This window comes from Thermogemmatispora aurantia, from assembly GCF_008974285.1.
In the GTDB taxonomy this organism is placed as follows: Bacteria; Chloroflexota; Ktedonobacteria; order Ktedonobacterales; family Ktedonobacteraceae; genus Thermogemmatispora; species Thermogemmatispora aurantia.
Window position 1 is genome coordinate 194,533 of the sequence record NZ_BKZV01000001.1, and the last position, 24,461, is coordinate 218,993.

20 protein-coding genes and 1 other RNA gene are annotated in these 24,461 nt (G+C 59.9%); 14 read left to right on the forward strand and 7 right to left on the reverse strand.

The window, feature by feature from the left end:
* The first annotated feature begins 28 nt into the window (after window positions 1-28).
* Together KTAU_RS00755 and KTAU_RS00760 are read left to right on the forward strand one after the other, a co-directional pair.
* Complete coding sequence (locus KTAU_RS00755; RefSeq protein ID WP_151726589.1) at window positions 29-1,177, forward strand: glycerate kinase; 1,149 nt, start codon at window positions 29-31, stop codon at window positions 1,175-1,177.
* A 359-nt stretch (window positions 1,178-1,536) separates the two neighbouring features.
* Window positions 1,537-1,737 carry a hypothetical protein gene (locus tag KTAU_RS00760; RefSeq protein WP_052888571.1) on the forward strand — a complete coding sequence of 67 codons (201 nt, stop codon included), beginning with the start codon at window positions 1,537-1,539 and terminating at the stop codon, window positions 1,735-1,737.
* 383 nt (window positions 1,738-2,120) lie between these two features.
* On the opposite strand, the gene KTAU_RS00765 is transcribed toward KTAU_RS00760, so the two are convergent.
* Together KTAU_RS00765 and rnpB are read right to left on the reverse strand one after the other, a co-directional pair.
* Window positions 2,121-2,555, reverse strand: coding sequence for a TIGR02452 family protein (locus KTAU_RS00765; RefSeq protein ID WP_151726590.1), 435 nt, complete (start codon window positions 2,553-2,555; stop codon window positions 2,121-2,123).
* Between the two features lie 324 nt (window positions 2,556-2,879).
* Window positions 2,880-3,296: RNase P RNA component class A (gene rnpB, locus KTAU_RS00770), an RNA gene on the reverse strand.
* A gap of 216 nt (window positions 3,297-3,512) precedes the next feature.
* On the opposite strand from rnpB, the gene selD reads away from it, so the two are divergent.
* The 3 genes from selD (at window position 3,513) to rpoN (ending at window position 6,825) form a co-directional block, all read left to right on the forward strand.
* Window positions 3,513-4,580, forward strand: coding sequence for a selenide, water dikinase SelD (selD, locus tag KTAU_RS00775; RefSeq protein WP_151726591.1), 1,068 nt, complete (start codon window positions 3,513-3,515; stop codon window positions 4,578-4,580).
* Between the two features lie 5 nt (window positions 4,581-4,585).
* Window positions 4,586-5,275, forward strand: a complete 690-nt coding sequence (gene rnc, locus KTAU_RS00780) for a ribonuclease III (RefSeq protein ID WP_151726592.1) — start codon at window positions 4,586-4,588, stop codon at window positions 5,273-5,275.
* Window positions 5,276-5,379: 104 nt separating this feature from the next.
* The gene (gene rpoN, locus KTAU_RS00785; protein WP_151726593.1) at window positions 5,380-6,825 is read left to right on the forward strand and encodes an RNA polymerase factor sigma-54; all 1,446 of its coding nucleotides are present in this window, start codon (window positions 5,380-5,382) and stop codon (window positions 6,823-6,825) included.
* On the opposite strand, the gene KTAU_RS00790 is transcribed toward rpoN, so the two are convergent.
* Window positions 6,811-8,832: an Rqc2 family fibronectin-binding protein gene (locus KTAU_RS00790; RefSeq protein ID WP_170292958.1), complete on the reverse strand. Its 2,022-nt coding sequence runs from the start codon at window positions 8,830-8,832 to the stop codon at window positions 6,811-6,813. The genes rpoN and KTAU_RS00790 overlap by 15 nt on opposite strands.
* Window positions 8,833-9,344: 512 nt before the next feature.
* On the opposite strand from KTAU_RS00790, the gene gmk reads away from it, so the two are divergent.
* The 3 genes from gmk (at window position 9,345) to KTAU_RS00805 (ending at window position 11,860) form a co-directional block, all read left to right on the forward strand.
* Window positions 9,345-9,983 carry a guanylate kinase gene (gene gmk / locus KTAU_RS00795; RefSeq protein ID WP_170292959.1) on the forward strand — a complete coding sequence of 213 codons (639 nt, stop codon included), beginning with the start codon at window positions 9,345-9,347 and terminating at the stop codon, window positions 9,981-9,983.
* A gap of 30 nt (window positions 9,984-10,013) precedes the next feature.
* Window positions 10,014-11,030 (forward strand): class II fructose-bisphosphatase, encoded by a 1,017-nt coding sequence (gene glpX / locus KTAU_RS00800; RefSeq protein WP_151726596.1) that lies wholly within the window; start codon window positions 10,014-10,016, stop codon window positions 11,028-11,030.
* A gap of 305 nt (window positions 11,031-11,335) precedes the next feature.
* Window positions 11,336-11,860 carry a cupredoxin domain-containing protein gene (locus tag KTAU_RS00805; protein WP_151726597.1) on the forward strand — a complete coding sequence of 175 codons (525 nt, stop codon included), beginning with the start codon at window positions 11,336-11,338 and terminating at the stop codon, window positions 11,858-11,860.
* 262 nt (window positions 11,861-12,122) lie between these two features.
* Here KTAU_RS00805 and KTAU_RS00810 read toward each other — a convergent pair whose 3' ends face one another.
* Both KTAU_RS00810 and topA read right to left on the reverse strand, forming a co-directional pair.
* Entirely contained in the window at window positions 12,123-13,208 is a 1,086-nt protein-coding gene (locus tag KTAU_RS00810) for an isocitrate/isopropylmalate dehydrogenase family protein (protein WP_151726598.1), read from the reverse strand.
* A gap of 157 nt (window positions 13,209-13,365) precedes the next feature.
* Window positions 13,366-15,975 carry a type I DNA topoisomerase gene (gene topA / locus KTAU_RS00815; protein WP_151726599.1) on the reverse strand — a complete coding sequence of 870 codons (2,610 nt, stop codon included), beginning with the start codon at window positions 15,973-15,975 and terminating at the stop codon, window positions 13,366-13,368.
* Between the two features lie 393 nt (window positions 15,976-16,368).
* On the opposite strand from topA, the gene KTAU_RS00820 reads away from it, so the two are divergent.
* From KTAU_RS00820 to KTAU_RS00835, 4 genes are all read left to right on the forward strand, one after another.
* Window positions 16,369-17,598 (forward strand): glycoside hydrolase family 113, encoded by a 1,230-nt coding sequence (locus KTAU_RS00820; protein ID WP_151726600.1) that lies wholly within the window; start codon window positions 16,369-16,371, stop codon window positions 17,596-17,598.
* A gap of 385 nt (window positions 17,599-17,983) precedes the next feature.
* Window positions 17,984-19,582 carry a Mur ligase family protein gene (locus KTAU_RS00825; RefSeq protein WP_170292960.1) on the forward strand — a complete coding sequence of 533 codons (1,599 nt, stop codon included), beginning with the start codon at window positions 17,984-17,986 and terminating at the stop codon, window positions 19,580-19,582.
* Window positions 19,583-19,606: 24 nt separating this feature from the next.
* Window positions 19,607-20,461 (forward strand): type 1 glutamine amidotransferase, encoded by an 855-nt coding sequence (locus KTAU_RS00830; protein WP_151727630.1) that lies wholly within the window; start codon window positions 19,607-19,609, stop codon window positions 20,459-20,461.
* Between the two features lie 41 nt (window positions 20,462-20,502).
* On the forward strand, window positions 20,503-21,141 hold the full coding sequence (locus tag KTAU_RS00835) for a ClpX C4-type zinc finger protein (RefSeq protein WP_112427682.1): 639 nt from the start codon (window positions 20,503-20,505) through the stop codon (window positions 21,139-21,141).
* Window positions 21,142-21,494: 353 nt separating this feature from the next.
* Here the strand turns inward: KTAU_RS00835 and hpf are convergent, their stop codons facing one another.
* Entirely contained in the window at window positions 21,495-22,160 is a 666-nt protein-coding gene (hpf, locus tag KTAU_RS00840) for a ribosome hibernation-promoting factor, HPF/YfiA family (RefSeq protein ID WP_151726602.1), read from the reverse strand.
* Between the two features lie 378 nt (window positions 22,161-22,538).
* Here hpf and KTAU_RS00845 point away from each other — a divergent pair, with 378 nt between their 5' ends.
* Window positions 22,539-22,823, forward strand: a complete 285-nt coding sequence (locus KTAU_RS00845) for a DUF6788 family protein (RefSeq protein WP_151726603.1) — start codon at window positions 22,539-22,541, stop codon at window positions 22,821-22,823.
* A gap of 328 nt (window positions 22,824-23,151) precedes the next feature.
* Window positions 23,152-23,610 carry a transcriptional regulator NrdR gene (gene nrdR, locus KTAU_RS00850; protein WP_052888556.1) on the forward strand — a complete coding sequence of 153 codons (459 nt, stop codon included), beginning with the start codon at window positions 23,152-23,154 and terminating at the stop codon, window positions 23,608-23,610.
* A 282-nt stretch (window positions 23,611-23,892) separates the two neighbouring features.
* On the opposite strand, the gene KTAU_RS00855 is transcribed toward nrdR, so the two are convergent.
* Entirely contained in the window at window positions 23,893-24,324 is a 432-nt protein-coding gene (locus KTAU_RS00855; protein WP_151726604.1) for a cyclic nucleotide-binding domain-containing protein, read from the reverse strand.
* Window positions 24,325-24,461: the final 137 nt, after the last annotated feature.

The window sequence follows — 24,461 nt, forward strand, 5'->3', positions numbered from 1 at the left end:
CGAAGAGCAGAGAGGAAGGAAGCCAGCCATGCGTATTGTGATTGCCCCCCAGGCCCTCAAGGGAAGTCTGACGGCTCCCGAGGCCGCCCGGGCCATTGCTCATGGCTTGGAGAGAGTGCTGCCAACTGCTGAGTTTGACCTCGTCCCTATCGCTGACGGTGGCGAGGGCACCGTTGAAGCCCTGGTCAGCGCTACTGGCGGGCAGCTCTTACATGAGCGGGTTACAGGGCCGCTGGGAGAGCCAGTGGAAGCAACCTTCGGGCTGCTCGGCGACGGGCAAACGGCGGTGATTGAGATGGCCGCCTGCGCTGGCCTGCCACTGGTTCCTCCAGAGCGACGTGATCCTCGCCTGACAACGACCTATGGCGTAGGTGAGTTGATCCGCTCCGCGCTGGACCACGGGTGCCGCCATTTGATCATCGGTATCGGCGGCAGCGCGACCAATGACGGCGGGGCCGGTATGGCCCAGGCTCTTGGGGTTCGTTTGCTCGATGCCGAAGGGCAGGATCTTCCCTATGGCGGGGCTGCTCTGGCGCGCCTGGCCCGCATCGTGCCGGATGGACTTGACCCACGCCTGCGAGAGAGTCAGATCGAGGTCGCCTGCGATGTGACCAATCCCCTCTGTGGATCCCAGGGGGCCTCGGCGGTCTACGGCCCTCAGAAGGGGGCCACTAGCGAGATGGTTGCTCAGCTGGACGCGGCCCTTGATCACTACGCCAGGATCATTCGACGCGACCTGGGCCGGGACGTGCGCGATATTCCCGGGGCCGGAGCCGCCGGCGGACTGGGGGCCGGTCTGTTGGCCTTCCTTCAGGCCACCCTCCGCCCAGGGGCCAGCCTCGTGCTGGAAGCCGTAGCCCTGGCAGAGCGTCTGCAGGGAGCCAGTCTGCTCGTGACAGCCGAGGGACAGATCGATCGCCAGACCGCCTACGGTAAGAGTGTAGGCGCCGTGGCTTCCCTGGCCCAGCGCTGCGGTGTCCCCGTCCTGGCCTTGGCTGGCAGTCTGGGAGAGGAGTACCAGGTGGTCTATTCTCTGGGAGTCGAGGCGGTTATGTCCCTGCTGCCCGCCCCCCTCTCGCTAAACGAGGCCATGACCCAGGCCGCTTCTCTGCTGGCCGATGCCAGCGAACGAGCGGCACGCTTGCTCTTGCTGGGCCAACGCCTGCCCCCCCCTTGAAGGGTTTACTTTGGAGCGATATAATTCGTCTATACTAAAGGGAATTACTCTTAAGGTCGGAGACGTGAAGAAACCGCCGCGCCCTACCTGTCTGCCTGCCTACGTGCCCGTGGACAAGCATCCCGCCCGGGCACTCTGGCAACTGGCAAAATTCCACTAGCGACCAGGCAGGATACGGGGAAAACAGGGTCACCACCTCTTGATTGCCACTTCCAACTCTCCAGCTGAGAAATATTGGAAGGGCGAAAAGATGTTGTATCCTGTGAACGGTTTCAAGCGTCTCTATAATTAAGCAGAGCGATAATAGGAGACGCTTGCTCAATCCGTTGGTAGTCCAGAATAGAGGGAGCGCCGTTATCATGCCGGACCGTCTCTACGCGACCGATAACGCAGACTTCGAACGCCTGCTGTCACTGGGATTCACAGAAAGCGAAGCCAAGCGGCTTCTCTATCTGCGAGACCATGTCGATGAGCAAGTCGAATATCGCGAAATTTTAGAGGAAAGCCGTCGACTTAACTTTATCCGCTGGCTGATCGAGCACGATCGGATCAGCAGATAATGCAGATAGATTAAGCCAGAAAGCAGAGCAGAGCGGCAGGCCCTTGACCTGCCGCTTTTTGCTTCTTCGCCACCCTGCTGGCCCGCTGCCGATCTGCTTCTACAAGCAGCAAGAGACTAGCAAGAAAGGCCACCACGACCGCTAGTGCACACGGACACGGAGCCATCCTGGCAACAAGGAGGTCCCAGGACAGGCTGACCACAGGCCTTGCTTAGAAATTCACCTCCAGAGACCAGGCAGCAAAACAACAAGCTGTCGGCGATCTCGGTGGAAGGGTGTCAACAGAAGCCTGCTTTTCCTGACGCAAGCGCCTTGCCTCTGGTACCCCTCCATCCGAGCCGGCCAGCGGCCAGATTCTCGACTACGCTCCCAAGGACCACGATCTAATGAGGTAGCAAACCCGGTCCCCTGCTCTGGAAGGCTTGCTCAATCAGCTCAATCACCACCTCATGAACGCTCCGACGCTTCTGCAAGGCACAGGAGCGTAGCCAGGAAGCAAGATGTGGTGGGAAGGAGATAATCATCCTTTCAGGAGAGGAAGGAGAATACAGGGGATCTTGTCGAAGAGGTGCTCTCTTTTGTCGATGAAGATCAAGAAATTCTTCAAAGGAATACAAGCACAATCCCTGAACACGATAGCCACCACCTGGGCAGGGAGAGAGAAACCACCACCACTTTTTTTGGATATAGACGTGCGCCGTTCCCTGAGTATAGCCCGTTGCGGCCTGAATCTCACTATCCTGAATAATGCGGTTCTCTTGCTCAGCCTGTAAGAAAAAGCGATAGGCCCGACTGATCTTTGTGAGCATGTGCCCCATAGCTAAGTGCTCCTCGCCAGATATGGCCAGCCCGGGATGCTTCCAGGGAGATAGCTAGCTACACTAGAACATTCCTGTTTAATAAAAGAATATCATCAATGATCATCTCATTTCAATATATACCGGGGCGAAAAATTCGCTGCAGTACTGCAGATGAAGTGAGGGGAGGCTGTTCATCTCTCGACCAAGAGGACTCCAGATGCTCTCATAGCGGAAGACTGTTAACCAGCAGGGTGAAAAAGAGAGAGGAAAAGCCAGAAGCAGCAAAGTTCAGGCCAGAGGGACAGCAGGAGAAGTGCGGTTAGAAGCAAAGCCTGCTGCACGGGTCTGAGCAGGCCGTAAGCCGAATTCTGTTCCCGTGCCACCTTGCGGTGACCCGGGCGGCAATCATCTCTCTGGGACGACGGTTACCCGCCGCCTCTAGCGACCAACCCGAGGGGTAACAGGCGAGCAACCTGCGAGCATCCCTGCGCTCGTAGCCTCCAGCGCAGCCCACGAGCGGGGATGCTACTCCCTCTGCTCGGTCTTGCTCCGGATGGGGTTTGCCCGGCCAGACGGTCACCCGCCTGCCGGTGGGCTCTTACCCCACCATTTCACCCTTACCCGCAACGGCCTCTCAGCCGGCGGGCGGTATCGTTTCTGTGGCACTTTCCTTGGGGTCACCCCCACTGGCCGTTAGCCAGCATCCTGCTCTGTGGAGTTCGGACTTTCCTCGAGTCAGCAGCCGGCTGCCCCTTCTCCTGGCCCGCCTGTACGCAGGGCTGGAAGGCCAAAGGATTGGGAACGTTCGGCAGACATGACCCGCGATTGCCTGGCCTGCTCAGGCCCGCACAGCTGAATATAGAGTAGCACAGTGAGAACGGTCCGTCTACACAACGTTGACGAGCCTTATCCCAAGGCGTTACAATGACCTTGCACCTGATTCAAACGGGTTATCAAGCACGGAACATTCCAGCTATGAGCACCAGTCGGCATATTCGCTTAACCTCGCTCGCCAGCTGTGCCGGTTGAGCGGCCAAAATGGGCCCGGAGGCCCTGGCGCAGGTTCTGCGTCCCCTGAAAGCCCAGAGTGTCCCGCCCTCCCTGCTCGTCGGTTTGAGTGCTGCCGATGATGCGGCAGTTTACCAGATCAACGAGCAGCAGGCGATCATTAGCACGGCGGACTTCTTCCCGCCCGTGGTAGATGATCCTTATGCTTTTGGCGCGATTGCTGCCGCCAACGCCATGAGCGATGTCTACGCTATGGGCGGCGAGGTCTTGATGGCCATCAATTTGGTCGCCTGGCCCGATGATCTAGAAATGGAGCTGTTGAGCGAGATTCTGCGCGGCGGAGCTGAGACGGTGGCCCGTGCCCAGGCGGTCATCGCTGGAGGGCATACAGTCAGCGACCGCGAGCCAAAGTACGGGCTGGCCGTCACCGGCAGCGTTCACCCACAACGCATCTTTACGAAAGGCGGCGCCCAACCCGGCGACTTGCTAGTCCTGAGCAAACCGCTCGGCACGGGTCTGATTACCACAGCCCACAAGCGTGATCAGGTCACTGAGGAGGATCTGGCGGCTGCCGTAGCCTCGATGACGCGCCTCAATCGCGAAGCCAGCCGCGCTCTGGCAGAGCTGGCTGCCACCAGTGGAGGTGTGCACGCCGTGACCGATGTGACGGGTTTCGGCCTGCTCGGCCATGCCTGGGAAATGGCCTCTCAGAGCCTGACAAGCATGCGCCTGACGTTTTCTGCGCTGCCACTGTTGCCCCATGCTGCGGAATACGCGGCGCGCGGTTGCACTCCCGGCGGGACGAGCCGCAATCGGGCCTATTTTGGCCCTCATGTCCGTTTGAGTCAGGAACTGGACGCTGTGGCAGAGGCAATTCTCTGGGACCCGCAGACCTCGGGCGGTCTGTTGGCAGCGATCGCTCCAGAGCTGTGGCCCCGTCTGGCCGCTCTGGAGTCCTCTACCCCGTTCTGGCTCATCGGCGAGGTGACAACCAGACATACTGAGGAGGCACAGGTGTCACTGGAGGTGTATTAACGACAATGGCAGCAGGATATAGAGCACTGGAAGAGGCCTTGGGTATCGATTTTCGCGACCCTGCACTGTTGCAACTGGCCCTAACCCATCGCTCCTATATCTATGAAACACCCGGCGCCGGGCGCGAGTCGAACGAACGCTTGGAGTTCCTCGGCGATTCGATCCTGGCTTTTGTCTGCGCTGATTTCCTTTACCGCACGTTTCCTCAGCTCAATGAGGGCGAGCTGAGCAATTTGCGTGCCGCTTTGGTGAAGACGGAGACCCTCGCCCAGTTTGCACGTGACTTGAATTTGCGTTCGTTCCTGCTCCTCGGAAAGGGCGAGCAGCAGAGCGGGGGCAGCCAGCGCGTGCTTGCCTCGGCCTTCGAGGCTCTGCTGGGAGCGATCTACCTTGATCAAGGGCTGGAGGCGGTGCGTGGTGTGATTATCCCCCGCGTGGAGCCATTAGCCCGCACTATTGTTGAGAAGCGCCTCTTTAAGGATAGCAAATCTCTGCTCCAGGAACTGGCTCAGGCTCGCGAGGGCATTACTCCCTCTTATCGCCTGGTCAGCCAGGAAGGCCCTTCTCACAACCGTGAGTTCACAGTCGAGGTGCTCCTCGGCGAGCGGGTTATCGGTCGTGGCCAGGGACGTAATAAACAGGCAGCCGAGCAGGAAGCCGCCCACGCGGCACTGGATAGCCGCGGCTGGCTGTAATCAGGCAGCTCCGTGCGCCTTCAAAAACTTGTTGCAAAGCACGACGCTTACTCTTTCGGAAAGAAAGGGTTGGTTGGTCAGCAGGATAGGGAGGAGGAGAACGCATGCGACTGGAGCCAACGCCGCGTCCAGAGCAGACCCTGCGAGTCAGCGCGCGGCTGATCACAGCGAGTACGATCCTGCATTTGTCTTCCGATGAGTTGGAGCGCTGCATTACCCAAGAGCAGACCGAGAATCCGGCCCTGGAGGTTCAGGAGCAGCGCGTCTGCCTCTTCTGTGGGACCTTGCTCCGCGGTAGCGGCAGTGCCTGCACCTCGTGCGGCCACTATGCGACAGCCGGGGCTTCAGAGGGCAGCGCTACGCCCCCCGTCGAAAATGGCGCCGGCGTCGCCTGGGAACGCTTCCTCCAGCCTTTCTACGATATGGACAATTATGGCTTCGTCGAGGCCGATGCCGAGGCCGAGGATGATCCTCTGGCGCGAATCGCGACGCCCGAATCTCTAGCTGAACGCCTACTTCAACAGCTGGAAGCCCTTATTCCTCCCGAAGAGGCCCCCATTGCCGAACACCTGGTTGGGAACTTGAACGAGCGGGGATATCTGGAAATCAGCACGGCAGAGATCAGTCGCTACCTCGATGTCCCGCTCGAGCGAGTCGAGTACGTCCTCAAGCAACTCCAGACCCTGGAACCAGTAGGCATCGGCGCCCGCGATCTACGCGAGTGCCTGCTGATCCAGCTGGAAGCACTGACCGAACAGGAGACCCCGCATCCGCTGGCCCGTACGCTGATCGAGCGCTATCTCGATCGCCTGGGGCGCAGTCAGTACCAGGAGATTGCGCGCGAGCTGAAGGTGCCTGAACAGGAAGTCCGCGCTGCAAGTGCTTACATCCGCAGCCGTTTGTACCCCTTCCCCGCCCATACCTACCGCCTGGATAGCCAGGCCTCTCAACGCGAGAGCAGCGCCATGTACGTGCGCCCAGACGTCATTATCCGCCGTGGCGATAACGGCTTCGAGGTCGAACTCATCGAAGAGAAACGCTATCACTTCACGGTCAATCACGGCTATCACGCAGCAGAGGGCGAGAGCGCAAATCTCACCCTGCAGCGCTATTTCTCCCAACAGAGCGACCGAGCACGCTTTTTTATCGACTGTGTTCAGCGCCGCTGGCGCACCCTGAAACGAGTGGCGGAGGTCGTCGTCGAACAGCAGCGCGATTTTCTAGAGAAAGGGATTCGCTACCTGCGCCCGTTGACTCGGGCCGAGGTGGCGGCTCGCCTCGGCCTCGACGAGGGTACAGTGAGTCGCGCCACCGCGAACAAGTACGCTCTGCTGCCCAACGGACGCCTGATCCCCTTCTCCGACTTTTTTGACAGCTCGCTTGGCGTCAAGGATATTCTGCGTGAGATTATTCAGCAGGAGGCACCTCAGCGACGCCTGAGCGATGAGGAGCTGCGCCGCTTGCTGGCCGAGCGCGGCATTCATTTGGCCCGCCGTACCGTGACCAAGTACCGGGAGGAGATGGGCATCGGCTCCTCACGTGAACGCTGAGGGACGCACGTGGATGGTTCGCTCGTGATCGTAGACGACCAGGCCCGGGCCACCTCCTTTCATATGGCGCACGTGACGCTGGAGCGTGTAGTCAACGGGCACGCTGCTGTCGTCACGGGCCTGACTGTAATAGGCTGCCAGGCTGGCCGCCTGCTCAAGAGTGCTCTGTGGCACCTGGCGGCCCGCCGCTTTGATAATGACATGGGCGCCCGGCACGCCGCGAGCGTGCAGCCAGATATCGTTGCCACTCGCCTGGTGGAAGGTAACCTCTTCATTCTGCCGGCTGTTACGTCCCACCAGAATAGTGAAGCCATCGCGACTCTGGATGTAGAGCGGGACACCCCCTCCAGGAGGTAGAGCTTTTCCACGGCCCGCCTTCTTTTTCCCCGCCTTCGTCTGTGCCTCAGAACCTTTCTTCTCATGTAGATAGCCAGCGGCCTGGATCTCGGCTTTGACCAGCTCGATCTCATCCGGCGTCTCGGCCAGCTGCAAGTCGGTCAGCAGCTGCTCTAGCGTGGCCAGCTCCGCTCGGTTGCGCTCTATTTGCTCGGGCAGAAGCGCCGCCGCCCGGCGCATCTTCTGATATCTGGCAAAAAGTCGGTTGGCATTGCCCACAGCATCGAGACGCGGATCAAGTTCGATAGTGACCTCGGGAAGATTGTCCTGGGCCACGTCGGCGGCAAAGAGATCAGGCAGGCGGACCTGCGTCTGCCCCCGCTCTATCTCACGTTGAAAGGTTAGCAACAGTTCACCCTGCCGACGATAGTTCTCCGCTTCAGCAAGCGCGCGCTGCTCTTCCTCCAGTGTTGCAGCGCGCCGCCGGCAGCGTTCTATCTGGGTCTGGAGCAACCTGCGTAGCGGCGCTCGTCTGCTCTCAAGAGCAGCGAGCCACTCGTTACGGGCATAGAAGTCGTCGATCAGCACGTTGATCGACGGCGATTCGCGAATGCGCACCCCCTCCATCGCGCTATACTGCTCCAGCACATAGGGGGCAAAGGCCAGTGGCGTCCCTCGCGCTTCTGATTCTACCACCGGCACAGAGGCTGGCTCTAGACGCTCCACGAGCTGTGGGCGCCAGCGGTGGGTATCGTAGAGGGCAGCCAGCTCACGAATATTCCAGGCCAGTTCTTCCCATTGTTCCTGACGAAGCTCCAGCCCGGCCTCGCTGTCGCCCAGCGCGCGATAGACCGCCTCCCGCGCCAGCAAGGGGCTGAAACCAAGGAGGTGACGAACGAGAAGCTGCCAGAGCTTCGGAGCCGCCTCCTTGCGCCCCGGTGCAGCCTTGATGCTCTCTCCTCCTTCTACAGGGGCTGACTCCCCTCCCTCATTGCCGGGAATGATGGACAGTTGGGCCGCGGTGACAGTCGTCGGCTCCAGACGCGGCAGGAGTTGACCGGCAAAGGCACGCTGCTGAGGAGGCGGCGGTACATAGGGAACGTTCGGCATGATTACACGATAGCGGTTAATGTCTGCCCCAATGCGTTTATGGCAGCCGAGAATCAGACCCTCCTCATTGCAGAGCACAATATTGCTGGTACGCCCCATGATCTCAGCAATCAGGCGCAGTCGCTGATAGCTGGCAGTTGGCCCCTGCCTGGCGCGCCCAGCCTGCTCCTCCGCCTCCACGGCAGGCGCTTCATCTCCATTGTCACGCCAGACCCGCGCCCGAAAGATCAGATGAAGCACACGCTCCCAGCGCGGCTGCTCGACGGCCTCAAGGCGCGCCCCCTCTAGATATTTACGTAGCAGCATCACAAAGGGCGGGGGCTCTGGTACTGCGCGCGGCGGTTTGCGCAGTGTCAGATGCAAGCGCGCCAGCTGCGGATGGGCTGACAGATAGAGCCAGCGCTTCTGCCCTTTCTCATCCTCGCCCATCCGCGGCGGACAGTAGCACTCGATGGCAATGGAGTGTTCCGTAGGCGGGATAATTGTCTCAACACGTGCACCAGTTAAGAGCACGCGCAATTCGTCAGCGACAGCAGCAAGGGTGATGGCGTCGACATACATGCGAGAAACCTCACCGGTGGCTATAGCGTTTCGGGATATTGTACAATTATAGCAGTCCTGGTTCATCCCTTACGCCGGGCAGGCGCCAGGGAGAGCAGAGCGGCCCCTCCTTCGCGCAGCCTTCTTCGCAAGCGTTGTGCTCCCGGGAAGCCTCATCTGCGCGTCGCGATGCCCGCGTAGCCAGCTGAGCGATCGCTTTATCTGGTCGGCTCGGTTACCCGAGCGGCCAGGGGCTCGGTTTGTCAGCCCCCTCCGAGCGGCAGTTGTCAGGCAGGGGATCTCAGCCACCCGCCTGAGCAGGCCAAGAGCAATCACAAACGTCAATACACCAGCAGACAGGGACGTCCATCACAACCCACTAATCAGGTCACTCTCCAGGGAAGGAGGAGCCTCTTCTCTGCACTGCGTGGGAGAAGCGGATCAGCTCAGGCGGCCTGCCAGGGATACACCTTGGGACAGCAGCATAGCGGAGCATAGCACAGCAGAGCGGGAAAAGCAGCATGCACCTTGAGATGGAGCCTACAGCCGAGAGAGAGAGTACCACACTCCGGCCAGCGGAGAAGCAAGGACTGCTCTTTGTGTTGTCCGCCCCCTCGGGGACGGGCAAGGATAGCGTCATCGAGGCATTGAAACGGCAAGGTATGGACTTCCATGTGGTGACCTCGGTGACAACTCGCGCTCCCCGGCCTGGGGAGAGCGAGGGCCACCCTTATCATTTTATCAGCTACGAGGAATTTCAGCAGCTCGTGGTCAACGACGAGCTGATCGAGTATGCCAATGTTCATGGCAACTGGTACGGGCAGCCCCGACGCCAGATTAAGGAAAACCTGGCAGCAGGTCGCGATGTCCTGCTCAAGGTTGATGTGCAGGGTGCCGCCACCATCCGGCGCAAGATTCCCCAGGCCATCCTTATCTTTCTGGCCCCCGAGACGCAGGAAGAGCTGGCTCAGCGCTTGAGCCGGCGACAGACCGAAGACGCGGAGCAATTCCGCCGGCGTCTCGCTGATGCGGCCAACGAGTTGGCCCAGTACCACTGGTACGATTATCTGGTCATTAACCGCGAGGGCCAGCTTGCCCAGGCGGTCGAGCAGGTTCGGGCGATTATGATCGCTGAACATTGCCGAGTCCAACCGCGTTATGTAGAACTCTAAGGCAGCTTCAGACGTTTGAGAGGAGGCCGTATGACGAATATACGTTTTGAGCAATCCGGTACCAAAGAGCGTAACTTAGCAATGGAGCTGGTACGTGTTACCGAGGCAGCAGCCCTGAGTGCAGGCCGCTGGATGGGACGGGGAGATAAGGAGAAGGCCGATCAGGCCGCCGTGGACGCCATGCGCCAGGCCCTTGATGGCGTGGACATGGATGGCGTCGTCGTCATCGGTGAAGGCGAGAAGGACGAGGCGCCCATGCTCTATATCGGAGAGCGCGTCGGAAACGGCTCTCCACCGCAAGTGGATGTCGCGGTCGATCCGATCGATGGCACACGCCTGCTCTCCCTGGGCCTGCCAGGCGCGCTGGCGGTCGTTGCTACCGCTGAGCGCGGCACCATGTACTCTGCACCGCCCGGAGTCTTCTATATGGAGAAAATCGCCGTCGGTCCCGCAGCTAAGGATGTCATCGACATCAACGCCCCAGTTGCCGTGAACCTGGAGCGAATCGCCCGGGCTAAGGACGCTCAGATCGACGATTTGACGGTGATCATTCTGGATCGACCGCGCCACCAGGAGATCATCCGCCAGATCCGCCAGGCAGGGGCGCGCATCCGCCTGATCAGCGATGGTGACGTGGCCGCGGCGATTCTGGCCGCTATGGAAGACTACCGCGGCGTCGATGTCTTAATGGGAATCGGCGGCGCTCCGGAGGCCGTGCTGGCCGCAGCTGCTATTAAGTGCCTGGGCGGCGCGATGCAGTGCAAGGTCTGGCCACGCTCAGATGAGGAGCGTGAGAAATTCAAAGCCGAAGGCATCGACCTCGATCAGGTCTTGACCATCGATGATCTGGTGCACAGTAACGATGTCTCATTCGCGGCCACGGGCATTACCAGCGGAGAGCTGCTCGATGGCGTCCAGTACTTCGGCTGGGGCGCTCGCACCTCCTCTATTATGATGCGCTCGCGCTCTGGCACTGTGCGCTATATCCAGGCGCGCCATAAGTGGCGCCGTGGCCTGGGCGCTTCTCAAGCTCAGACAACACGCTAGCCAGCGCTCTCGCCCCTGACGCGCTGCGAAGCAGCGCTCCCCATTCCTTCAGCTCTCGCCCTCTCCCGCCCACAGCTGACCTTCAGTCAACTTTCGTCTCAACAAGCAGGCGAGCGGAATGGGGGCGCTGCCCCCTCGCTACAGGCAGCTCCTGGCCTCCTCCAGGCCTTGCCTGTGTGTAACCTCCCAGCGTATTGCCCTTAGAGCGACAGGCCAAGAGACGGCGCCGCCTCGCCTGCTCACAGACACAGAAGAGGTGTGTCCCTTCACCAATATCATTCATTCAGCGGGATAAGGAGCGCAATATGCCTTTCAACCCCCTGCGCCAGACACTGGCACTTCATGACGATGGGCACGGCTCAGGCAGGCAGCGCCAGCGAGCCGGAGCCTGGCTTCTCTTGCTCGGGATGGCCGTCCTTGTCACCTTACTCGTGGCAGCTTGTGGCAACGGAAGTCCCTCCACTGGTAGCGGTATCACTCCGACATCCAGCAGCAGTCAGCCCACGTCCAACCCGTCCCCGACCACGACGTCCCAAACCACTCAGTCAGCTTCCGGCACTGCTGCTACCGTGCAAGTGCAGATTATTGAACAGAACGATCGCTACCAGTTCTCACCCCAGACGCTGACCATCAAGAAAGGTACACGGGTCGCATGGCTCAACAAATCGGATGCGCCGCATACTGTCACGAGCAACAATGGAGCCTTCTCCGCCTCTGGCACCATTGAGGAGGGTGCAACCTTCACTTTGCTCTTCACCACAGCGGGAACCTATCAATACCACTGCAGCATTCATACCTACATGACAGCCACCATCATCGTGACCGCCTGACGAGCCGCGCGAGCGGGCAAGGAAAGCCGAGCCACCGAGAAGGGGAGACAGGCGCCACGAGTAGGGAAGCCAGGGGCTCGTTTCAAGTTCCCACCTCAGCAGTGGAGGAGATGCCAGCCACTGACGAAGCGAAGAACGGCGTTCTGAAGCGAGTCTCATCAGCCGCCTGGCAGTGTCCATCTCATGAGGGCGGCGAGCGCTTGCGAATGCCTGTCTCTCGATCTCGAGTGGACGGAGCGACAGGCCGGGCCGGCCTCGCCGCTCAGAGGCGCTGGAGCTTCTCGATCACCGCATCAGCTACCTGGGAAGTACCGACCGCTGTCGGATCATCGGGACGCGGCTTCAGGTCGTAGGTAACGTTTTTTCCTTCAGCGATCACTTGAGCAATGGCCCTCTCCAGTCGATTGGCCGCTTCCTTCTCACCCAAATGACGCAGCATCAGTACACCGGAAAACATCATAGCCATCGGATTGACCTTATTCTGACCGGCATACTTTGGGGCACTGCCGTGCACCGGCTCAAAGACAGCGTAGTGGTTGCCAATGTTGGCCCCGGGCGCCACGCCTAGCCCACCAATCAGACCCGCCGACAGATCGGAGACGATATCTCCGTAGAGATTGGGAAGCACCAGGACATCGTATTGCTCCGGTTTCTGTACGAGCTGCATACAAATATTGTCAACAATGCGGTCTTCAAACTGGATATCGGGATACTCGCGGGCCACCTCCTGGGCAGTGGCGAGAAAGAGGCCATCGGAGAACTTCATAATATTCGCTTTATGAATAGCCGTGACCTTGCGACGACCATGCTCACGGGCATAGTTAAAGGCGAAGCGAACAATGCGGCGGCTGGCGGCCACCGAAATATACTTGAGGCTGATAGCCGATTCGGGGTCCAGGCGCGTCCCGGTTGTGCGCTCTACCAGCTCAATCAGCTCTGTCAGCTCGGACGAGCCGCGCTGAAATTCAATGCCAGCATAGAGATCCTCAGTATTCTCGCGCACAATGATCAGGTCAACATGCTCATAGCGGGAGCGGAGCCCTGGGTAGGTTTTGGCGGGGCGGACGTTGGCATACAAATCCAGCTTCTTGCGTAGTGTGACGTTGGCGCTGCGCACTCCTTTGCCAACAGGCGTGGTAATCGGTCCCTTGAGAGCTACCTTGGTGCGCTTGATTGATTCAATAACGTCTTCGGGCAGGATCGTTCCCTGTTTCTCCAGGGTTTCCATGCCCGCCTGGCAGACCTCCCAGCGGAACTCTACCCCCGTCGCCTCCAGCACGCGGCGGGTCGCCGTGGTGATCTCCGGTCCGGTCCCATCTCCAGGGATGAGGGTTACCGCATGCGGCATGAAGTCCTCCAGAACTGCAGAGTTTGTTCGTAGCAAAGAGGTTGAGCAATCATGTAGAGATTATAGCACGAGTGCCAGCCGTAAGCCCACCCGTGCTACCAGGCAGGACTGAGCGGGAACGGGCGCCCTGGAGGTAGGGTAGAGCGAGGGAACGCCCTTAGCGCTGATCCGACTCAGCAGGCGTGGCAGCCAACGATGCACTCGCCGCCTTGGTGGCCCTGGCAGTTGCTGCCCCTGATGCCTTAGCCGTCCGTTGACTGCTTCCTTTGCTATTCTTTGCAGACTCTTTCTTCTTCTGCTGCTGCTTATCAGTTTCCTTACTCTCGCTCTTACCAGTAGCAGCTTTAGTTGTGCTTCGTCTCTGCCCGCTGCTCCTGGCATTGCCATTGGAGGTAGCATGAGAGGCTGAACGGGTCCGCCTATTCTTAGCCCTGACAGTTGTGGACAGGGGCAGCTCCCCGGCTGCCGAAGGCGCCTCTGCCGTCTCCGTCGTTCCATTCAGAGAGGGACTGGCCTCCGCACCTGGCTCCGTGCTCTTCTGGGCCTTTCTGCGTCTAGACCCGGTGCCTCGCCGGGAGGAGGCCAGGCCATTCTGCTGGGGCTGTTCCTCGGGATTTTGCTGTGGCAGTACGACCTCCTCGTAGCAGACCGGCTCCTGGCCGCTGCGTGGGATCACCATCAATCCACCGCAGCGAGGGCACGGCTCCGGTACCGGGCGCTCCCAGATGGCGAAATTACAGGTCGGGTAGTTGCTGCAACCATAGAACGTGCGCTTGGTCTGGCGCGTCTTACGCTCGACTAGATCGCCACCGCACTGCGGACAGAGGGCCCCGGTCTTGTTGACAAAAGAGCGCCCATAGCGGCACTCCGGGAAGCCCGAGCAGGAGATAAAACGACCGAAGCGCCCGCTGCGGATCACCAGCTTCCGGCCACACTCGGGACACAACTCGTCCAGCTCCTCGACCGGCTTCTGCACGCGATTCATTTCAGCCTCGGCTCTGGCCACCATCTCCTTGAAGGTCTCATAGAAATCGCGCAGAAACTCGGTCCAGGACTGGCGCCCCTCCTCGACATTGTCCAGTTTCTGCTCCATATCGGCAGTAAAGCCGACATCAACGATCTCGGGGAAGTGCTTATTGAGCAGCTCGTTGACGGTTTCGCCGAGCCAGGTTGGCACAAAACGACGCTGCTCCTGGGTGACGTACCCGCGCTCCTGAATGGTTGAGATGATAGGCACATAGGTACTGGGGCGCCCGATGCCCAGTTCCTCCAGCTCTTTGATCAAGCTAGCTTCCGTATAGCGCGGCGGCGGCTGCGTAAAGTGTTGCTGCGGCTGTAGTTCATGAAGAGCCAGCACTTCGTCGACGGCGAGCAGCGGCAGTAGACGCTCTTCCTCATCGCGTGGCCAGACGGCGTAGAAACCAGGGAAGCGAAGATGGGAGCCGCTGGCCCGAAAGACGTACTGGCCTGCCACAATATCGGCCCGCACTGTGTCAAAGAGGGCCGGTGTCATAAAGCTGGCTACAAAGCGGCGCCAAATCAGACTATAAAGCTTGTACTGGTCAGGCGTCAGATATTCTCGCACCTGCTCAGGTGTGAGCGTCACATCCGTCGGACGAATCGCCTCGTGGGCATCCTGGGCCGTGGCCTTGAGTTTGCCAACGCGCCCCGATCCGACAAAGGGCTGGCCATAGGTTTGCTCGATAAAGCGACGCACGCTCGCCTTCGCTTCATCGGAGACACGCGTCGAGTCGGTGCGCATGTAGGTAATCAGTCCCTGTGAGCCACGTGGTCCCAGCTCGATGCCTTCGTAGAGCTGCTGAGCCAGACTCATCGTCTTCTTGGGCTTAAAGTAGAGGCGCGACGAGGCATCCTGCTGCATGGTGCTGGTCGTATAGGGGAGCGGCGGCTGACGACGCACCTCACGCTGGATCAGGCGCCAAACCGAGAAGCTCGCCCCACGTAGCTCGGCCAGAATGGCCTCGGCTTCTTGCTGGTTGGCAATATGTAAGCGTCGCCGTGTCTCCTCAGAGCGACGTTCGTTCTCCCCCTCCGCTGATCCTTCACCCTCCTCGCTCTCAGCTGCCCCTTCTTCTTCCCCTTCCATTGGCTGGTGACCCGCCAGCTCATTGAGGCGCGCCACCAGCATCGCCTCAAAGCGTTCCTGCTCGCCTTGCTTGCTTAGCAGGGCGGTAATCGTCCAATACTCCTGGGGGACAAAGTCCCGAATCTGCCGCTCACGATCGCAGATCAGGCGCAAGGCGACCGACTGCACCCGCCCAGCGCTGGTGCCCGATTGCACGCGTCTCCATAGGAGGGGACTAATCTTGTAGCCCACCAGACGATCAAGCACTCGACGCGCCTGCTGTGCATTGAATAGATCTTCATTGATAGTCCGCGGCTTCTGGATCGCCTCTTGTACAGCTTTCCGCGTAATCTCATTGAAGACAGCGCGGCGCGGATTCTTGAGTCCCAGGGTCTGCATCAGGGACCAGGCGATGAACTCCCCTTCGCGATCAGGATCGGGGGCCAGATAGACTTCCTCGGCCTTCTTCGACGCCGCCTTCAGCTCGGCAATGACGCCCTTTCGCTCCTCGATAATTTCATACTGTGGCGCAAAATCCTTGCGCGTGTTGACGCCAAGGCCCTTCTTGGGCAGATCGATAATATGCCCCATAGAGGCGCGCACCTCGAAATCGCGCCCGAGGAACTTCTCAATGGTCTTGGCTTTTGCCGGAGACTCAACAATGACAAGCTTCTTTGCCATTAATCAACCTGTACCTGATTTGCAGATGTTATCCTGTTGAACGCCAGGTGAGCCGTTCAATCTCACAGGATAGGATAGCACACGTTGACAAGAGGGGTGACAAACCGGACCACCGGTCAACGGCTTCCAGAGCCTGCCACTTCTCTCTCCTCTCATTACGTATCCTTTCTGAGTGAGATAACACAAGACAGCCCCCCGATCTTCCCCCAGCAGTCAGAGCGAGTGACCTCAGTTTCCTGCGCGCGCCGGCCATCTTTCCCGCCAGGAGTACAATAGTGGAGAATCCGCCCTTTCGCAGCTCTTCCTCTACAAGGGCCGCTCTGGCTATCTGCCTCACGAGCGTAAGAGCTCGGAAGGAGAGCGCGGGCAGAAGATGGATGGGAGGGTTGATAGATGTCTGGTACTTTTGCGCGCCGTGAACAGCGCCATGACCGCGCTCATGGGAGGACGCAACGTTCCTGGTCTCACCGGCTGCTGAACCTGCTCCAGTCGCTCTTACTCTGGGGCCTCACCCTCGCTCTCCTGTTGCTTAGCAGCGCCTGCGAGCCGTTCGGCAGAACTGGCCCGGGACCAGCTCTTGAGCAAACAGGTAGTGCTCCCAAACGAGCAAGCGTTAGCCCGACACCGACCCCGACACCGATTCCCCGGCCAGTGGAGCAGTATGGCTTTCAAAAGGGGATCGTCTACCCCGGTTGGAGTCGGAGTGCCTACGGTCTTAGCGACCGGCGCTGGCAGGAGAGCCTGCAAGAGATCAGGCGCAGCACCGCTGCCGAGTGGCTAGAGATGCCAGTACTTTTCTCCCAATCGACCCCTGACGCCGTCGACATCGGTGTCGACCAGGCGGCGCCTAGCGTAGCCTCCTTTGTGGCAGGAGTGCGCAAAGCTCATGAGGTTGGCTTCAAAGTCTTTCTCGCCCCGCTGCTGACCGTACGCCAGCCAGGCGGCTGGGCCGCGTTAGTCATGCCGGCTCCTGAGAGCCAGCAGCGCTGGTTTGACCATTACTGGCAGGCTTTGCGTCCCTATGTCGAGGCAGCCGAGGCTAATGGCGTTGAGCAGATCGCCCTGGCCACTGAAATGGAGTGGCTGCAGAGCAACGCCCCCAGCACGCTCTGGCGCCAGCTCATCGAGCGCGTGCGCAGCATTTACACAGGTAACCTGACCTACGACATCAATTGGTCCACTATGGATCAGCCGCCGGCCTGGCTGCGTGATCCGCGCCTCACCTTCATCGGCGTCTCTGAGTACATCTCCCTCAGCGACGCCCCCGTGCGCCTGGATGCCCAGACCATGATCGAACTGTGGCGTGAGCAAATCAAGACACGGCTCGACCAGCTGGCCGAGCAACTGAACCGGCGTATCGTCATTACTGAAATCGGTTATCGCAATAGCGCTGACGCCCTCTACCAGGTCTGGTCACCCACTTCGACGGCCCCAGCAGACCCTCAGGAGCAGGCCGACGCCTACAACGCCGCGCTCACCAATGTTATGACCGATGAGCACATCGCCGGCATCTTCTTCTGGGGTTGGGATGGAGTAGCGCGTTTCTCGATCCGGGGCCAGAAGGCGAGCGAGGTACTACATCGCTGGTACAGCGGTAGCCACACAGGCCCCGCTGGCTCTTGAGGTAAGGCCAGGCAAGCGGAGATCCAAGGCTGACGCTCAAGACCCGCGATCCCCGGAGTGAGAGGGCCAAGGCAGCTGGCAACCAGAAGATCTATCCCCGGCTTGCGGTCTTGACCGCTTCACGCGCGCATGCTATGCTGCAACTAGGCAATGAGAAAAATAGATACAACTATTGACATAGGCGCTGGTTCGGAGGAGAAGCATGCAGCAACATCGGCCATCTCCCGTGATCTCTCAGGGACCTAACCAAAGTGAGTCCAGAGGGAGCAGATGGCTTCGCCCGAAGAAAGGCCGCCCAGAAGCCAAGCCAGGATCAGTTACCGGAGCGGCAAGAGCCGGCCAGCGCTCACGGAGGCGACGCCTCTCGCTGAGAGCAGCCCTGGCGGTGATCAGCGGGCGCGCCGCAGGGGCCTTAAGTCGCCGTCTCCGCCTCGGCGGCGGCACCAGCATCGTGGGCCTGGTGGCTCAACGCCTCTACCCGGATATCATTCGCCACCTGGCCGCCCAACTGGAACATGGCAGCGTCCTGGTCACAGGCACCAACGGTAAGACGACCACAAGCGGCTTCCTGGCCGCGATTTTGCGCGATGCTGGCCTGCGCGTCTGGCGCAACCGCGAAGGGGCGAATCTCTTGCGCGGCGTTGCCGGGGCCCTGGTGGTGCGCGCCCTCCCTAGCGGCAATCTGCGCCGCGCGGGTCAGGCTATCTCGGTCTTCGAGATCGATGAGGCAGTTATGCCCCAGGCCGTACGCTTGCTAGAACCACGCGCCGCAGTCTTCATAAATCTGTTCCGTGATCAGCTCGATCGCTACGGAGAGGTGGAAAGCGTGGCCGCCCTCTGGCGGCAAATGGTCAAAGGGCTGCCAGAGACAACCACGCTGGTTCTCAACGCCGATGATCCAACAACGGCCAGTCTGGGTGAGCTGGCCCGCGGCCCCGTCCTCTATTTTGGTCTAGAGGATCTGACACTCGATTTGAGCGGCCAGGATGGCCAGGGCACTGCAGGCACCTACCAGGCTGTGGACAGTCGCAGTTGCGTACGCTGTGGCAGCGACTATCGCTACAGTGCTCGCTTCTATAGTCACATGGGCCACTATCAGTGCCCTCACTGCGGCCTGGAGCGCCCTGCTCCTACCGTACGCGCGCTCCAGGTGCGCCAGGATACCTTTGATCGTTTGCGCGTGACAGTTGAAACACCGACACAGCTGGGAGAGATTGTGATCCCTCTCCCCGGGCTGTATAATGTCTATAATGCTCTGGCTGCGATCGCCGTCGCTCAGGCCCTGGGGATCAGTTGGGAGCCAATCGTCTCAGGGATCGAGCAATTTAAGCCCGCCTTTGGACGGGGTGAGCGTGTGCAGGTAGCGGGCCGCACCCTGCGCCTGCTGCTGGCGAAGAATCCTACCGGCCTGAATGAGGTGCTGCGTACCCTCTTCAGCGAGGGCACGCCGCGCCATATGCTTTTTGTGCTCAATGATAATATTGCCGATGGCCGAGACGTCTCGTGGATCTGGGACGTCGACTTCGAACGGGCGCAGGGCCTGACCGCTAGTCTGACGGTAGCCGGTACGCGCGCTTTCGATCTGGCCCTGCGCCTCAAATATGCCGGCTTCGCTCCTGAGGAGATGACGATCATCCCGTCGACACCGCTGCGCGCCCTCGAAGAGCTGATCGGTTCTCAGCCGAGAGGCCGGAAAGGGAGGGGACGCGGCAGGGCAAGACACCAGCAGCAACAGCCTGATGCTGTTGCTGCGAAGACAAGCACCAAGGTCTCGCCTGCTGCAGAAGAGGGAGCTGCCAGCCCGCAAGAGAGAGCTACTCCCTTCCCAGGCTACGGGCTGGCAACAGCGCTGGAGCGGGCCATCGAGCAGACCCCAGTTGGAGAGACGTTGTTTATTGTGCCAACCTATACGGGGCTGCTGGAGCTTCATCGCGAGCTAGAACGGCGCGGGCTGACACCTCACTATTGGGAGGGACGAGATTAGATGCACGGTAGGAATGAGGCCCGGCTGACGCTCACACTTGGGCATCTCTATCCTGATCAGCTCAATCTATATGGGGACCGCGGCAATATTCTGACGTTGAAGCGTCGCTGCGAGCTGCGTGGCATCGAACTGCGCGTTGTAGGACTGGGCATCGGCGATGCTCTGGCACCCGACGAGTACGATCTGCTCTTCATCGGCGGTGGTCAGGATAAGGAGCAGGCTCCCGTGGCTCAGGACCTCTTTGAGACGAAGGGTATCGGCCTGTGGGCCGCTATTGAGGACGATATGCCTGTGCTGGCAGTCTGCGGCGGCTATCAGTTGCTGGCCCACTATTATCGCCCGGCGGAAGGCCCCGATATGAAGGGTCTGGGAGTCTTCGACGCCTGGACAGTCCATAAGGGGCCACGGACACCGCGCTGCATCGGCGACGTGGTCATTAGCTGGAATGGCATGACAATAGTCGGCTTCGAGAATCACGGCGGACGAACTTACCTGGGGACCGCTCGCCCGCTGGGCAAGGTCCTCAAAGGCCACGGCAATAATGCTGAGGATGGCACCGAAGGGGCGGTCTATCGTAACGCCTACGGGACCTATCTGCATGGCTCGCTCCTGCCGAAGAATCCACACTTTGCTGACTATCTGATCGGCCTGGCGCTGCAGCGCAAGTACGGCCTCCGGCGGCTGACAAGCTTGAGTATGCCGCCAGGTGAGATCTTGAATGGCTCTACGCCCGCCCAGCTCACTCCTGTGGATGATCCGACCACCCTGCTGCGGCCTCTGGATGACCGCCTGGAGTGGCAGGCTCATGCAGCCATCCTGGAACGCCTGGGGCTTTACGAGGAGGCCGTTGCCGCTCTGCGGCGCGCCGAGGCAGCGTAGAGGATTGCTTTGCTTGCTCTAGCATCGAGGATTGGGCCATTATGAGCTTTGATCGAACACTGGCTCGCTGCTCTTTCTGCGGTCGGCGCCCACCCGAAGTCAGACGGATGATAGCCGGGCCAGGCGCCGCCTATATCTGCGAAGCCTGCCTTCAGACGTGCAATGAGATCTTACAAGATCCGAGGCCGTTCTCTCCCAAGGCCCTGGAGCTGGCTTCACGTCCCCCCGTGGTCGTCGCCGCTCCCCTAGAACCCCCCGCCAGCAGCCAGGAAGAGCAGCCAGCTCCGCGCGAGGCCCTGCGTACGCTGACCCTGGAGCTGGAGCAGAAGCAGCAAGACATGACGCTGATGCTCTATCAGATCCAGTTCTACGCTCACTACTTTGATCTACACTACCTGTGGATCAGGCCACCACTCACACCTGGCTTCGCCTTTGTGCCACGACTGATCTTTTTCCTGAAGGATAACCTGGGCCAGCAATGGAGCGGAGATCAGGGGGGAATGCTACTGGCCCGGCCCGAGCTGGCCAGTGACCCGAACCATGCCGTCTACCAGGGTCGGGCCCGCTTCCGCCCTTTGCCCTCTCCAGAGGCCCACCGGTTGACTATTCGCGCTGCCGACCCGCTCGGCCAGTTCGAGGACCCTCCTCCACGTCCGTGGCAGTTCGAAATCACACTCTAGCCACTCTCGCCGCGGAGAAACAGCAGGGAGAGGGACAGACCCGCAGAGCAAGAGCAGTATAACCCCAGAGAAACTGATGGCTGAGGATGTAGGGCATTGCTGCCGCCCGCTGCACCTCAGCCATCATGTCAACCAATCAGGCTCGGCCTGATTGGCTCATCCTTTCTCCCTCCTTACCGACCAACTTCCCCACGTTGGTTAATAGACCCGGAGCGGAGCGTTTGCCCTCCCGGGTTTTAAGGCTCTCCTGGCAGCTCCTGCGCCGGCAATTGTGACTATTCCCCCCTGGCGGAGGGTAGACCAAAGAACATCCCTGGCATAGCAACCAGGCCAACCGGGCAGACAGACGGGGACTACTCCAGAGCGGGGATCAACAAGCCATAGCCACCTTTCTCCAGGCGATACATGACATTCACGCTGTTGGTGGCCTCGTTCACAAAGGGGTAGAAGGGAAGACCAAGGGCTTCCATTTGTAGGATCGCTTCTTTGTCGCTCATAGGCTTGGTGGGAAGGCTGCGGATCTCCCTAATCCTGGCCCATACGGTTTCATTCTGCTCTTCGCTCAGACTGGTGGGAACAGGCAGATCTTCCACTTCCTCAGCCTCCTCCCTCGCCGCTGTGATAACCGACGCCTCTTCCCCTGCAAGCACCGAGAGCTGCCCCGAGCGCGCCAGCGCCAGAACCCTGATGGGCAGGCGTTGGTGACGACGCGCGGTGGTCAGTCGATCCTTCTGCCGGCAGAACTGGGCCAGCAGCTTGCCAAGAGCCTGGTCAAAGGCAACGGTGGCATTGGGAGCACTCACCTCACTACGTAGTGTAGGCGAGGTTCCCATCAGCAGGATCTGGACCGTGTAGCGGTCCTGAGCACTGCGCGTGTGCTCCTCTGCGATAGTAATCTGCAGACGAGCAGTACTGTTGCGAGGAGAGATGAGGCGTGTTAGCTTGTGGGCCTTGCGCTCAATGTGCTGCCGCAGACGAGGCATGACCTCCATCTGCTTGCCTTTGATGATGATCTGCATAGCTTCTGACTCCCTCTTTCCAAGGCCACAACACCGGTCGGTCCAGGCAGACCTGCAGGCGTCTGGCTGAACGCAGGAGAGCGAACCCTAACCGTGGGCGCAGTTGGGTCTTGCTCATTATACCATCCCTCGGACTGCCACGACCAGCTTCACCCCGTCTCCAGAGCAGGCAACAGCTCGGACCATCAGCCTCCCAGGCTTTCATGAAAAAGGTGTTATGGAACAGCGACGCTCCATCAACAGATGCACGCCCAAAAGATGAACAAATTTTCATCTATGGAGGTCCTGGATTCATAAAATGTTCATCCATTGCTGTTAAGCTAATGATAGCGTTGCAGCAAATCTGTACAGTGGAATGAAGGAAGGGGAGTGGCATTCATGGCGCAGATTCCGAGCGATCACCACATTACCTATCAGCTCCAGTACCGCAAGTGTGGGAAACCGACCTGCAGCACCTGCCGCGACGGTCAGGGACATGGCCCCTACTGGTACGCCTACTGGCGCGAGGGGTCACGGCTGCGCTCAGGCTACGTCGGTAAGGAGCGACCGGAGGGTGACAAGCTCCCAGGGCGAGAGAGGAAGCAACGCTCGGGCGGGGGACGCACTGAGCGGCAGGCGCGCCGGGGAAATACGTGCTTGCCTCTAGTAGCCGCCCTGAGCTGACGGGACCAGCTCAGGGAGGATCAGCTCAGCAGCTGAGGGAGCAGGAACAGCCACTGCCGCCGCCAACGTCTCCCGTGGGGTACGAGGAGGCCAGTCAGGGTTGCTCTGGCTGGCCACACGGGCCTGCAACATGGACCTGCAATCAGGATCTGGCAGATTCCTCGATGACAGCACACGACTGGCTCCAGCCAGGGAAGCATCGCACCGCTCTCACATGGTGGTAGCCATTCCTTCCCTGCCTGAAGGCAGGGTTACATGACTGTCGCCACTTCTGCTTCTGTGATAGAATCATCTCGACAGTATTCTACCCAGAGTTGGGAGCTGCGGGATGAAATGTCCATATTGTGGCGGCACCGAGTCACGCGTCAAAGACTCGCGTGACATCGGAGACGCAATCCACAGGAGACGTGAATGCGAACGCTGCAAGGGGCGCTTCAGTACCTATGAGCGAGTCGAGCCATCTCACCTGATGGTCATTAAGCGCGATCAGCGTCGCGAGCCTTTCGACCGCCAGAAGCTCTACATCGGCATTCGCAAAGCCTGTGAGAAGCGGCCCCTCCCCGTCGGAGAGATCGAAAGCGCGATCGACGAGATTGAACAGGAGCTTTATCGCATGGGCCGGCAGGAGGTACCCAGCAGCGTGATCGGCGAGCTGGTGATGGAGCGCCTGCGCCGCATGGATAAGATCGCCTATATCCGCTTCGCGAGCGTCTACCGCTCCTTCGGAGATGTGGAAACAATGTTCGAGGAGATCCAGCAGCTGCTCAATCGCGAGAAGGCAGAATAAGCCCGTCGTAACGCTTATCCCGCCTCCCTCACGACCCGAGCAGAGCCGTCCTCTGGCCGCTACAGCAGGAAGACTTGTGCTCTCTTCCTAACCACCACCATGATCTCCTCTTTGTGCCAGGTCTGGCTATCTTTGTGTCCTGCATCCCCGCGCTGGCTACACCTGCTGAGCTGGTAGATCGGGAGGACCCCGGTGTTGTAGGCTGCTGGGGCATCTCCTTCCACCTTCCCCCGGCCTCGACCCTACCTCCGCCCCCGCGCCGGTCCCCTGCCCCTGGCTCAACTAATGCTCCGCGAGCCGTCCCTCTGCCTTTCTCAAGCGACGGCTGAGCACGCTTAGCAACTTGAGGGGAATCTCCGGCTGCCGTCGCAAGACGGCGCGAAACTCCCAGATCGGCAGAAGGATGGCCGTAGTCTCTTCTTCAGCGATAACGCTGGCCGAGCGAGGAAGATCATCGAGCAGGGCCATTTCCCCCAGCACTTCCCCCGGCCCGGCTGTACCAATCACTTCCTCCGCCCGATCAGGATCGTTGGCCTGGATAATACGCACCCGTCCTGCCGTGATGATGTACAGGCCAGTTCCCGTATCGCCTTGATGAAACAGTGCAGTGCCGGCGCTGTAGTGCCGCTCCTGAGCGCTACGGGCAATCTCTTTAAGCTCTCTGTCGCTCAAGCCCGAAAATAAGCTCACCTTCTTTAGTATGTCCTCATACATTGTAAATGGCTCCTTATGCAAAATCGGCTCGCTACCCGAGCAGACGCCTGCCACGCTTCCATCATTCTGGCCCGCCAGTATTGTATCACAGTAGCTCAGCCCTGTCTCCTTTTTGACTTTCTGACGGCGACGCACTA